Source organism: Acetobacter cerevisiae (assembly GCF_001580535.1).
Taxonomy (GTDB): Bacteria; Pseudomonadota; Alphaproteobacteria; order Acetobacterales; family Acetobacteraceae; genus Acetobacter; species Acetobacter cerevisiae.
Genome location: NZ_LHZA01000099.1, coordinates 1 through 12,027 on the forward strand (window position 1 = coordinate 1; position 12,027 = coordinate 12,027).

The window sequence follows — 12,027 nt, forward strand, 5'->3', positions numbered from 1 at the left end:
GTCCGAAAAATGGGGACCACCTCTCTGGCGGCAGTCGCCCTCATGTCGGACATACAGGCGGTTGGGAGAGTTTCCCGAAAGCCGACATGAAACATCCAACGCTCTGCTAGCAACTGCCGATACCCGTCATTGCAATGCCGTATGTTGAGCTACAACTCTTGTCAGAAGCAGCCGTTCAGCGCTTGTCCGCGTGGCTTAACGTGGAGGGTTCGAAAAACCTTTTATTGACTGCATCTTGCGCCTGATTTCAGGTTTCTGGCGGGTTGATTAACGGTTTCTGGGGTAGCATTCGATCTGCGTTTTGGGCAGATCTGGGGCTGTCACCCGCTGGATTACTACGCGATCGCGTTAATCCGCTCGAGGAGGAGAAAGCGACGCATATTATAGACGATATTGGCCAGCCCGATCCTCATGGTGGCCCGCGTTATGCCAACGGTTCGTATGAACAGTCCTGTCTGCGATTTCTGATCGGCAAAGACATGCTCGACACGCGACCGGATAACGGAGTTTCCTGCATTTGATTTCTGGATATGTCGTGGCATGGGCGTGAGATGTGGCTTTTTCCTGTGAACCTTCGAGACAAAGCCATGCTTTTCCATGAAGGCCTCATTGGCTTTTGAGCGGTAGGCTGTATCTGCCCAGACATCAGACGCCGTATTGCTGCGATCAAGAAGCCCCTCACGTAGTCTGGCACCATCGCTGGCCGCTGCATCGGTCGTCTTCCATTTACGGATCAGCCGGAATTTCCGGTCGATAGAAATATGCGATTTATAGCCAAAGAATGGGATAGCGAGATCCGTTGACGGGATCGTTCCATCCTCCTGCCGCTTCGCTTTGGTGAACTTCAGGGTCCATCGTGCATGACGATCCTTGTGCGACATCTTTGCGGGCTTGTCCTGCCAGTCTTCTGGAATACGTCCTGCCCGGAGATCCACTTTCTCAGTGTTGGTATTGCGCTGCTTTGGAGCGGCCACCAGTGTTGCATCCAGGATCTGGCCGGACATCGGAAGATAACCGGCGTTGCGCAGGGTCGCGTCAAATCGGTCAAACAGTCTTTCAATGGCACCCGCCTGGGTCAGACGCTCGCGAAACAGCCAGACCGTTTTAGCATCGGGCACGCGATCCGACAGGCCCAGACCTAAAAAGCGCATGAAGGAGAGACGGTCGTTAATCAGATACTCTGTCCGTTCATCAGACAAATTGTTCAACGTCTGGATGACCAGAATTTTGAACATCAGCACCGGATCAAACGGCGGACGTCCGCCTTTACTTCCGTCTGAACAGGCCAGAGCCAGCTCCAGATCAGGGCGGAACACCTCAAAATCCACAGTCCGGGAAAAGGCCTCCAGCTGATCGCCAGGCCCGCTCAGCCGAGCAAGCCGCTCTTCAACGTCAAAAAATCCCGCCTGTTTCATATCGTCATTCCTCCAACCAGAACCGGAAAAATGGAATCACAGCGCAGGCCTCAATACCAAGGGGTTTTTCGAACCCTCCAGGTTCGTCCACGCGGCCTAATGGGGTGAAAAAGCATACACTCCTGAGCAAAGAGAGGGGCGCGACGCGCCCCTCTTACGCCCTATCCAGCGGTTTCAGAACAACTTGGACAGCTTTGCCTTGATTTCATCGAGCCAGCCTTTTCCGCCGCCTCCCCCAGCCGTCTTTTGCTTGACTTTCCTGAGTTCAGCATACAGGGGCTCAAAGTCCTTCTTCTTTCCATAGCCCAGCAGTTCTGCCATTTCCAACTGCTGCCGCGCTTCGTTCAAGAATGTCTCCAGGCGCTCATTGGACGCTTCGCTCCGCTGACCATCTTCTACCAAGGTCTCGGCGCGCTTCAGGAGCAGCCTGGCGCGCAGGGCGGGCAGCGGATGCACGCTGCGCGTCTCGACCAGCGTGCTGAGCGCTGCCTGCAGCGCGGCTTTGGCTTCTTCAATCTTGCCCTGATCGATCAGCGGCACGACTGACTTCACCGCTGCGGGATAGGACGCCAGAGGGATGTTGGTGACCGCGATCACGATTTCACTGGCCAGCAAAGCCAGCACGTGACGTGCCTGTTGCACCTCGCCATGTTTGAGGGCATCCAGCGCCTCGTCGGTCATCGCCTCAATGGTTTCCGTGTTGGCGAACAAGTCGTGCACGATGGTGCGCACATCAACGGGGGTCAGGGCAAGCGTGGGTTCGCGCGCAACAATCAGTCCCAGCTTTCCAGTCACTTCGGCCAGCATTGCCAATGCGCGTGCAGCGTCCTTGCCGTCAAGTGCGGCCAGCGCTGATTTGGTCAGCGCCAAGGCCGAGACGGCCTCATCGAGGACTTGTTTACGTTTGTCTGCCGCCTGCGAGCCCGTTTCCTTCTGAACCTCAGGCTGTACCTCCGTGACGACTTCAGGCTTGGCCTCTGGACTGAAAGGAAGGCTGCTTACCGCGGCCTGTTCGTTTATTTCTTTGTTCGTCGCATTGGGATTCGATGTTTGCTCATTCATGGTGATATGCCTCGTATGAGTTAGTGAAAATAGGCGAATCTATTGAGGCTGACTGCGAACATCGCGAGACTGACCGACCGAACAGTCGGCCCCTTCATCACCTCAAAACAGCTTTTGGAGGCGCATCTTCAACTCGTCGAACCATCCCTTGCCGCTTTTGCCACCAGCTGACTTTTGCTCAATGGACTTCACCTGATCGAAGATGGGTTTGAAATCCGCCTTCTTGCCATAACCCAGGATCTGCGCCATCTCGATCTCCGTGCGCACGGACGACAGCAAGGTGCTGAGCTCCTCGTTCTGCTTGGCATCGCGCTTGTCGGTCTCGGCCAGCTTTTCAGCTTTTGCCATCGCGGCTTCAGCCCGTAGCACGGGCAGAGGAAAGGCGACCGAGGTCACCACCAGCGTGTTCAGTGCTCGGGCGAGTTCCGCCTTGGCGTCGTCGATCTTGCCGCTGTCGATGAGCCGTGCGGCCGACTTGATCGCTGCCGGGTACGTTGCCATCGGCAGGTTGTCGGTTTCGATCACGATTTCGCTGGCCAGATTGGCGACGATGGGCCGGGCCTTTTGCACCTCGCCATCACCCAACAACTCCCGAGACAACTTGACCGCTTTCTTCACCGTTTCCACGTTGGCGTAGATATCGTGGGTGATGACGCGTACATCGACCGGCGCCAAAGCAAGTTTGGCGTCGCGTGCCAATACCAGTTCCAGCTTTCCGCTGGCCAGTTCCAGCGCAGCGAGCGCCTCCTTGGTCTTGTTTGCATCAAGGAGTGTCAAAGCCTCCTGGGTCTTGGTGAGCGCCGTGATGGCGTCCTGAGTGAGCTCAGCACGCTTTTTTTCGGCTTCCCGGGCGGCCTTGTCATCTACCTGTGGCTGCGCCGCCTTGGATGCGGCAGAGGGTGCTGCAGCACCTGGGCTAGAACCTGCCGCCGATTGGGCCTGAGCCGGTCCGCTAAGTCCGACGACGACCGCCAGGGCAAGTGCGGAGAAGGTTGATTGGGGCTGTTTGATATTCATGATCTTGGGCTCCTAATTAAAGTTAGTTGACTGAGATTTCAATCTGTTTCGGTTTGGCTTGCTTGGCCTTGACAAGCCGCACTTCCAGCGCGCCGTCTTTCATCGAAGCCGTCACCTTGGTCGAATCAACGTTGTCAGGCAAGACAACGTTGCGCACAAAGTGACCTGCCACTGAACTTTCATCCAGCGGCGATTAGAGTCTCGACCGTTTCCGGGAATTTTCGGCGGGAATGGTGGGCGATTATGGCCGCGCATATCAGTTCTCCCGGGTGTCGGTGGATACGAGAAGGTGACGTTCGAGATCGTCGAGTTTTTCCATTCGCCTTGAGTTCAGGCGAACGGCGCGTTCGGTGTTCTGCGAAGGAAAGGCAGCAGCGTGCAGGACGTCCGACCGCATCGCTATCGTGAGATCGGCGACGGCATTCATCACGCCCTCTCCGTCCCCGTCCGAGAGCGTGCCGTCAGCAAAACCGGACTGCAAGCTCTCCAGTACCTGCTCGAAGCTGGACACGACCCCTGCACTCGCGACCACAGCCAGCTTGTGGCTGAGAACACGCAGTTCATCGATCAGCTTCGCATCGTGCCTTGCGGTTTCCACGATCTCTGCGATCTTCTCGATGCAGGCCATGTAAATGTCGCATTGCTGCTGGAGGATGATGACCCTTCCTTCCTTGCGAAGCTCGAGATCGGTCTGGCGATTGAGAAGCGCCGCGGTCAGAATGATCGTCACGACAGCGCCGAGGAAGATGAGCGTCATCTCCTGCGCGAAAGGCAGTATGTCTTCGGCAAGATACATCGAACGAAAAACGAAAACGATGCCGATGCCCAAGGCAGCGGTCGCAGCAGCATATGCCAAGTCAGGCAGGCGGTTCGACATCAGCACCTCGCATTTTCGGTGTCAGGTGGCATGCACGGCTTTGCATCGGCGTCCGGCGCCTCTGCGTCCCGGTGCCGCAGGAAGATTGGCGTCGGACCGCTGCCGAACGGATTGAAGCCGGTGCTCAGGCAACGGTCGAAGATCGTTTCGTTCCATCGGGTGAAATCGTGCTCCTCGCCGGCAAGTCGCCCGTCATCCACCACAGGGCACCTCACGCCTTTGCCGATGGGGGAGCATCATCGAAGGCCGCACCGTCCGAACGATCCGCCTTGCGAAGCCGTAGCCCGAGGAGGATCATCATCACCCCGAAGACTGCGGCGTAGAAGCCGATCAGCCAGCCGAGCGCGAGGAAGCTTTCGACCGGGCGCGTCAGCAGCATCCAGGTCACGACGACACCGAGAGCGACCGAGAGAAGGCCGCTCAGGATCAGCCAGATTTCGCCGTTGATTTCCTTTCGCAGGCGGATCGCTGCCGCGATCTCGAGGGCACCCGAGAACACGGACCAGAATGCGATGCTGGCCCAGAGGAATGTCGCAAGCACAAGCGTCGCGACAAAAGGCGAGACAACCACGACGACGCCCGTGGCGATGCCTAGAATGCCGCTGAACATCAGCCAGCCCCAGCGTTCGCCCTTGCGGCTGTTACGTATCGCGGCGACGAGGCCGAACACGCCGTCGGCAAAGGCGAACGCGCCGAAGACCAGCGTGAGCGCCAGAAGCGATTCCGCAGGCATGACGAAGGCTAGCACTGCGATGATCAATGCGAGCACGCCGCGTAACACGAATGCCCACCAATTCCGGGACAGGCTGCACAGCATGTCCTGCATCTTATCAGTCGGGTTTTCAGAGGCTATGGTCATTGGTCGATCTCCTATTCAGTTCCATGTCAGGTGTCGGAGCCGGCCTCCTCGCCGGTTAGGGCGGCGGCCACGCGGCGGCGATCCTCGATCGGCTGAGGCAGACGCCGCGTGTGAGCGATTTCCCGTTCGATGGGCGCGCGGCCTGATGGATCTCTGACCAACCCGGCTTCGGCAAGCCTCGCGCGTAGTGTCGCGCCCGCATTTTCTGCGATCTCGGCGACCATTGTCTCGGTCAGGCCGAAAAGGTCTGCCGTCTCCGCGATCGTAGCGTTGTCGAGGTGGAGCCGATAGAGAACGCGGCGTTCGACCGACGGAAGATCGGCGATTGCCCGGTGCAGCACCATGGCGATCTTATGCCGATCCGCTTGGCTCTCGGGGTCTGTGCCGCCGTCGTCGGCGAGGAGGTCCTCCAGCATCAGCACTTCGTCGGGCTGGTAGAACTCGAACATCGCCTGATCCGCCTCGGTCGGATCCTCCGCCGGGGCCTCGGGTTCCGCCTCGATGGAGGCGGCATCCTCAGGCACGGCGCGGCGCGCGGCGCGCGCCTCGGCCTCGATGGTCTCGAAAGCCAGTTTCAGCAGCCAGTCGCCTATGGAAAACTCGGTGGGCCGCTGCTCGAACCTTTCCAGTCCCTTGAGGATCGTCGCATCGAAGAGACCGCGAACGCTCAGATATCCCTCCGGTACCGATCCGCTGCATTCGAGATAGGTCAACTCGCGCCTGACGGTGTCATAGATCGTATCGAGATGATCCTCGATCAGGTCAAAGAAGAGCTGGCGCCGGTCCGCTTCCGCCGCATCCCGCGCGGGCGGCAGCGGGGCGCCGATCCGGCGCCGGCGGGCGGGACGCTTGTATTCAGGCTCGTGCTTGAGGCGCGCCACATGCCGATCGACCTGGTGGCGCAGGTCGGCAAAGGCCTTGCGCAGGACAGGCTCGATCTCGAATCCCTCTTCCCGCGCCGCGATCACGCCCGACGGCAGTTGCAGGCGCAGGCTGACTTTGATGCGCTTCTTGCCCCTCGTCTGCGAGGCAACGACTTCGAGCCGGACCAGATCTTCGCGAAAGCGCGCAAGGTGCGGTTCAAGTTGCCGCACCTCCTCCTCGATGACCTCAGGCGCGCGCTGTTGGCCGTGCCGGTCGAGATTGCGGAATGATCTAATGACGTTCATGCCGTGGACCTTCCTATAACTCTCCGAAGAGATGGTCCGGCGCGACCGATATCGCGCCGGGCCAGTCTTTTGCGCTGTCACTCGGCGGACTTGTCGTCCTTGGACTGCACCTTATCCTCAACGCTGGGCTTCGGAACGTCCGTCTTGTTTTCGGCAACTTCGCTGGGCTCCTCGATCCCGGCCTTGGCCTGATCGTCCGGGCTGTCGTCACCGGTGTCCTTTACGATCTTTTCGAACACGACCCTCTGTTCGTCTTCCGACCAGGCGACGCGGACCTTGTCACCATCCTCGATCCGCCCGGAGAGCATCTCGCGGGCCAACTCGGTCTCCAACTCCGACCGGATCAGCCGACGCAGCTCGCGGGCGCCGAATTCGGGGCGGAAGCCGACCGCGCCGAAGTGATCCACGACGCTCACGTCGAATTCGAGTTCGACGCCCTGGCCGAGGACGGTCCGTTTCACCCGGTTCAGCTGCAACTCGACGATCTGGCGGATCTCCGACTGGTTCAGCGAATGGAAGACGATGATCTCATCGATCCGGTTGATGAACTCTGGCCGGAAATGACCGCGCAACACCTCCATCAGTTCGGATTTCTGCTTGGCCTCGTCGAACTCCCTGCTGCCGCGTTTCGTGAGGTTGCGCTGGATGATGTCCGAACCGAGGTTCGAGGTGGCGATGATGATGGTGTTAGTGAAGTCCACCACGCGGCCCTTGCCATCTGTCAGGCGGCCATCGTCGAAAACCTGAAGCAGGATGTTGTAGACATCGGGATGCGCCTTTTCGATCTCGTCGAGGAGCACGACCGAGTAGGGCCGACGGCGCACCTTCTCCGTCAGCTGCCCGCCTTCGTCGTATCCGACGTAGCCCGGAGGTGCGCCAACCAACCGGGCAACCGAGTGGCGCTCGCCATACTCCGACATGTCGATACGGATCAGCGCGTCCTGATCGCCGAAGATTACCTCGGCGAGCGTCTTGGCCAGTTCCGTCTTGCCAACCCCGGTCGGCCCGAGGAACAGGAAGGTCGCGGTCGGACCGGAACCTTCGCGCAGACCCGCACGCGCCAGGCGCACCGCATCGGCCACGGCGCGGATCGCTTCTTCCTGGCCAATGACGCGCTCGTGCAGCTTCTCCTCGAGCTTCAGGAGCTTGTCCTTCTCCTCGGCGGTCAGCTCCGTGACCGGAACACCGGTGATCTTGGAGACGATCTGCGCGACATGATCGGCGCGCACCTCGGCGGTCGCCGAAGCCTGGTCGCGCTTCCAGATCTCCAGAAGCTCGTCAAGCTCCTTCTGCTTCTGCTCGAGTTCCTTCTTCAGTTCCGCTGCTCGGTCGAATTGCTTGCGGGCTGCGGCATAGTCCTGTTCGCGCTTGATCTGCGCGACCTCGGCTTCGAGCTCCTGCACGTCCACGGGCCGCGCAGTGGCCGAGATCTTCACCCGCGCCGCGGCCTGGTCGATCAGGTCGATCGCCTTGTCGGGCATGAAGCGACCGGTGATATAGCGATCCGAAAGCTCCGCGGCGGCGATGATCGCCTCGTCGGTGATCGTCACCTTGTGGTGGCTTTCGAGCGTGTCGCGCAGCCCGCGCAGAATCATGATCGTCTGTGCGACCGTGGGCTCGTCCACATAAACCGGCTGGAACCGTCGCTCGAGCGCCGCGTCCTTCTCGATGTATTTCTGGTACTCGTTGAGCGTCGTCGCGCCGATCAGGTTCAGCTCGCCCCGCGCCAGCGCCGGCTTGAAGGTGTTGGCGATGTCGAGACCACCTTCGCCACCGCCCTGGCCGGCGCCGACGATGGTGTGCATCTCGTCGATGAACAGGATCAGGCTGTCCTTCTCCTCGGTGATCTCCTTGAGGATCTTCTGGACTCGCTCCTCGAACTCGCCGCGATACTTCGACCCGGCCACCATCGAGTTGATGTTGAGCTCGACCAGCCGCTTGTCGCGCAGCGCCTCGGGCACTTCGCCCGCGACGATCCGTTGTGCAAGTCCCTCGACGATGGCGGTCTTGCCCACGCCGGGCTCGCCGATCAGCACCGGGTTGTTCTTTTTCCGGCGGGCCAGCACTTCGATCGTCGTCTCGATCTCGCGGGCGCGGCCGATGACGGGATCGAGCTTGCCATCGCGGGCGAGCTTCGTCAGGTCACGGCTGAACTGGTCGAGATCGGGGGTGTTCGACGGAGTCTCGACGCGGCCTTCCTCGGCTCCCTTGCCGACCACCTTCGTCACCTGCTGACGCAGCGCCTGCGGCGTCAACCCCAGCTTGCGCAGCATCGCCGCGGCCAGGCCTTCACCTTCCTCGGCAAGTCCGATCAGAAGGTGCTCGGGACCGACATAGGAATGGCCGAGTTCGTTCGAGGCGATGAAGGCCCGGTTCAGCGCGTCCTTCAGGCGAGGGCTTACGCCGATTTCACCCTCCGTCTTGGCGTCTCCACGCTTCGCTTCCTTCTCGATCTGGCGCCGCAGATCATCCACATCGACCTTGAACTGTTCCAGGATCGTCTTGACGACGTCAGACGGGGTCAATGCCAGAAGCAGATGTTCGGTGTCGACCTCGCTGCGCCCGAATTCCCCGGCCTTCTGTGCTGCATCCTGCAGCAGCTTGTTGCCCTGTTCGCTCAGCCGGTCGGCGATGGTGCGTCCGCCGCCGCGCCGCGATCCACGCCGCGGCGCGCCCTCGCCGAAAGTGGCGTCGACGACAGCGTCATCGCCATCACCCATAGAGCCGAGCGTGCCGCCTCGCAGCGGACTGTCACCAAAGAGGCTGCCGAAACCGCTCTCGCCGAAGAATTCGTCAAGAAGGGAACGCCGCCCGAACAGGGACTCCAGCGGCGAGGCGCTGCGACCCGACCGGCGCGCTATTTCGCTGTAGTGCTGATCGCACAGCTCCATGTTCTGAACCCTGCCGTTCACCGAGGCGCGCACGCGCGCCGTCGCCGGGCGACCGCAAATATCGCAAGCTCCGTTTGCCATTCGTCTTCTCCGTTTCTTTATCCAGCCAGGGTTGTCCGCCAATCATCTGCGCCAGTGACAGTGTTACGCAGCGACCGCTTCCGTTCTTTTCACCTTGGACCCAATTGCCACCAGATCGGGCTCGTCCAGTGTCTCGCGTTGCAGGAGATCCTGCGCGGATTGCTCGAGCAGCGCCCGGTTGGCTTCGAGAAGCGAGAGGGTGCGCTTGAACACGCCATCATACATGCTTGCATAATAAATGGAACGGCCTATCTTGATAGGCGTTCTCCGAACCCACATCCGGCCGGCACCGTTGCCCGGTCCCTCCATGCCGACGGTTCGGGGGTATCGATCAGCAACAGGAGGCCAGCAATGCTCTACCCGACATATCTGCGCCGCAGCGATCCCTTTGCGCTGATGCGCTCCATGATGCGCGATCTCGACCGCGGTTTCTGGCCGCCGTCCCGCGCGGCGTTCCCGGCGGTAAATGTCTGGCAAGGCCCTGAGGCCGTTGCAGTCACCGCTGAACTTCCCGGCATCGAACCGGACGACATTGAAATTTCGGTCAAGGACAACGTCCTGACGCTGTCGGGCGAACGCAAGGCGCCCGAGGTTCCCGACGGTGCGCGCGGGCACCGCAACGAACGCGTTTACGGCAGGTTTTCCCGCGCGATCCGGCTGCCGTTCGTGGCCTCGGATGACAAGGTCGAGGCGAGGATGGCGAACGGCGTATTGTGGATCGTTATCTCGCGGCCCGAGGAAACGAAGCCGAAGAAAATCGAGATCAAGGCAACCTGAGAGGAGCTGGAACGATGAGCACCGACATCTCGCAAGCCGCCGAAAAGACGCCGACCGACTCGCCTGAGACCACCGGCGGCGGACGCATCTACCGCCCGTCGACCGATATCGTCGAGACCGATCAGGGTTTCTCCATGATGCTTGAAATGCCTGGGGTCGCCGCCGATGCGATCGAAATCACGCTCGAAAATCGTGTGTTGACGATCCGCGGCAAGGTTGACCCGGTGCGGCCGAAAAACCTCGAACTTGCCTATGCCGAATATGGCGAGGGCGATTTCGAGCGTGCCTTCACGCTTTCCGAGGACTTCGACCCCGACAGGATCGAAGCCGAGATGCGAGGAGGCGTCTTAACTTTAACGCTCCCCCGGGCCCCTGAAGCGCAGCCGAAAAGGATCGCCGTCAAGGGCGCCTGAAAACCGAAGGAGACCATATCATGCAGATCAAAGACCTCATCCCCTGGGCGCGCAAGGACGGCGCGCCAGACGCCAAGAGCAGCGAAGACAACCCGATCGCGACACTCCAGCGCGAAATGAACCATGTGTTCGAGAACTTTTGGAACCGGGTCGGTCAGTTCGAATGGCCCTGGGGCAGCGGCGAAGCCAAATCCGACATGGTCGAGACCGACAACGCGATCGAAGTGTCGATCGAGCTGCCGGGCATGGAGATGAAGGACATCGAGGTGACGGTCAACGATGACATGTTGACTGTGAAGGGGGAGAAGAAGATCGAGCGCCAGGTGGAGAAGAAGGGGTATTACCTGTCCGAGCGCAGCTACGGCGCAATCTACCGGACAATTCCGCTCCCTCCCGGTGTGGATGGCGAAAAGGCGCAGGCATCCTTCAAGAACGGGGTTCTGACGATCAAGCTGCCCCAGACACCCGAGGCGCAGGCGAAGATCAAGCGCATCGAGGTCAAGAACGGCTGATTTGCCACATTGGGTGTCGCCGGTTTGCGGCGTCCGCTCAGCTCCGTTTGATATCACGCCGTCTGGTGAGCCCCGGGGAGCCTGTTTCTCGGGGGCGGCTTTTGAGGGGGAATGATGAAAGACCTGAAACGATCCGGGCTAACCCGTGAACAATGGTCGGCGATGACGCTCTACGAGAAGTTCGAACAGTTCGTCATTTTCGTCCTCAGCGCCATCATTGCGGTTATCGTCGTGGCGTCGGTTTGGGCGCTGATGCGCGAGGTCGTGAACCGGTTGGTCTTGGGAGCGTTCGACACGCTCGATTACGCCACCTTCCAGGTGGTGTTCGGAATGATCTTCACCGTTGTAATTGCGCTCGAGTTCAAGCGCTCCCTTCTTGTGGCGACAGAACGCAGCTTCGGCGTTCTCCAGGTCCGCACGATCGTGCTGATCGCGCTCCTCGCGATCGCGCGCAAATTTATCATCCTCGACCTTGGCGAGACGGAGCCTGCCAAGATTGCCGCCCTCGCGGGCGCGGCTCTTGCGCTCGGAGCAGTCCACTGGCTGGTGCGCGATCAGGACCGGCGCGAAGAGCCCGGTGCTAAAAATGCCGAAGGCGATCAATGAGCCGAAGCGTTTTCGTTCGACTTGTTTCATCAACCTCTGCCGCACTCATCATCATAATTGTTTAGCAGAAATTTTTTATCATGCCGAGCGTTGCGCTGGGTCGGTTTGCCGAGCCACGCGCCGTCGCTTCCCGCGGAGACTTGGCGGCGTTCGAACAAAGCACCATCACAGTTTTCAACGCCACTCGAGACAGTGCGTCTCCATCGCGACAACCGAGCGTATAGTCGATCCCTAAACCCGGAGTGCCTATGACGGTCCGCGTGGGAACGGCTCGCGGTTCATTTGGGACGAACTCTAATCAATTTTTCGGCCCACTCATATGCTCTCTAGGTGTTTGGTCCCGGGGTT

General features: G+C 60.1%; 12 protein-coding genes and 1 pseudogene. 4 read left to right on the forward strand and 9 right to left on the reverse strand.

Features of this window, described 5'->3' with window-relative positions:
- Positions 1 to 335: 335 nt before the first annotated feature.
- From AD928_RS02005 to AD928_RS14700, 9 genes and pseudogenes are all read right to left on the reverse strand, one after another.
- Positions 336 to 1,415 (reverse strand): IS5 family transposase, encoded by a 1,080-nt coding sequence (locus tag AD928_RS02005; protein WP_062247827.1) that lies wholly within the window; start codon positions 1,413 to 1,415, stop codon positions 336 to 338.
- 174 nt (positions 1,416 to 1,589) lie between these two features.
- The gene (yfdX2, locus tag AD928_RS02010; RefSeq protein WP_062247829.1) at positions 1,590 to 2,477 is read right to left on the reverse strand and encodes a heat resistance protein YfdX2; all 888 of its coding nucleotides are present in this window, start codon (positions 2,475 to 2,477) and stop codon (positions 1,590 to 1,592) included.
- Between the two features lie 102 nt (positions 2,478 to 2,579).
- Entirely contained in the window at positions 2,580 to 3,494 is a 915-nt protein-coding gene (gene yfdX1, locus AD928_RS02015) for a heat resistance protein YfdX1 (protein WP_062247832.1), read from the reverse strand.
- A gap of 22 nt (positions 3,495 to 3,516) precedes the next feature.
- Positions 3,517 to 3,660 (reverse strand): annotated as a pseudogene (locus tag AD928_RS14345) (Hsp20/alpha crystallin family protein); the annotation flags it as partial.
- A 90-nt stretch (positions 3,661 to 3,750) separates the two neighbouring features.
- A complete protein-coding gene (locus AD928_RS02020; RefSeq protein ID WP_062247834.1) occupies positions 3,751 to 4,371 on the reverse strand; it encodes a hypothetical protein in 621 nt (206 codons plus the stop codon).
- A gap of 211 nt (positions 4,372 to 4,582) precedes the next feature.
- A complete protein-coding gene (locus AD928_RS02030; protein ID WP_062247839.1) occupies positions 4,583 to 5,230 on the reverse strand; it encodes an HdeD family acid-resistance protein in 648 nt (215 codons plus the stop codon).
- Positions 5,231 to 5,256: 26 nt separating this feature from the next.
- Positions 5,257 to 6,399 (reverse strand): sigma-70 family RNA polymerase sigma factor, encoded by a 1,143-nt coding sequence (locus AD928_RS02035; protein WP_062247841.1) that lies wholly within the window; start codon positions 6,397 to 6,399, stop codon positions 5,257 to 5,259.
- A gap of 77 nt (positions 6,400 to 6,476) precedes the next feature.
- The gene (locus AD928_RS02040; protein WP_062247844.1) at positions 6,477 to 9,371 is read right to left on the reverse strand and encodes an ATP-dependent Clp protease ATP-binding subunit; all 2,895 of its coding nucleotides are present in this window, start codon (positions 9,369 to 9,371) and stop codon (positions 6,477 to 6,479) included.
- 63 nt (positions 9,372 to 9,434) lie between these two features.
- Complete coding sequence (locus tag AD928_RS14700) at positions 9,435 to 9,650, reverse strand: hypothetical protein (RefSeq protein WP_156470059.1); 216 nt, start codon at positions 9,648 to 9,650, stop codon at positions 9,435 to 9,437.
- A 72-nt stretch (positions 9,651 to 9,722) separates the two neighbouring features.
- Here AD928_RS14700 and AD928_RS02045 point away from each other — a divergent pair, with 72 nt between their 5' ends.
- From AD928_RS02045 to AD928_RS02060, 4 genes are all read left to right on the forward strand, one after another.
- Positions 9,723 to 10,148 (forward strand): Hsp20/alpha crystallin family protein, encoded by a 426-nt coding sequence (locus AD928_RS02045; protein WP_062247846.1) that lies wholly within the window; start codon positions 9,723 to 9,725, stop codon positions 10,146 to 10,148.
- Positions 10,149 to 10,162: 14 nt separating this feature from the next.
- Positions 10,163 to 10,561 (forward strand): Hsp20/alpha crystallin family protein, encoded by a 399-nt coding sequence (locus AD928_RS02050; RefSeq protein WP_003603273.1) that lies wholly within the window; start codon positions 10,163 to 10,165, stop codon positions 10,559 to 10,561.
- A gap of 20 nt (positions 10,562 to 10,581) precedes the next feature.
- A complete protein-coding gene (locus tag AD928_RS02055; RefSeq protein WP_062247856.1) occupies positions 10,582 to 11,073 on the forward strand; it encodes an Hsp20/alpha crystallin family protein in 492 nt (163 codons plus the stop codon).
- Between the two features lie 111 nt (positions 11,074 to 11,184).
- On the forward strand, positions 11,185 to 11,679 hold the full coding sequence (locus tag AD928_RS02060) for a phosphate-starvation-inducible PsiE family protein (RefSeq protein WP_456304669.1): 495 nt from the start codon (positions 11,185 to 11,187) through the stop codon (positions 11,677 to 11,679).
- Positions 11,680 to 12,027 lie beyond the last annotated feature (348 nt).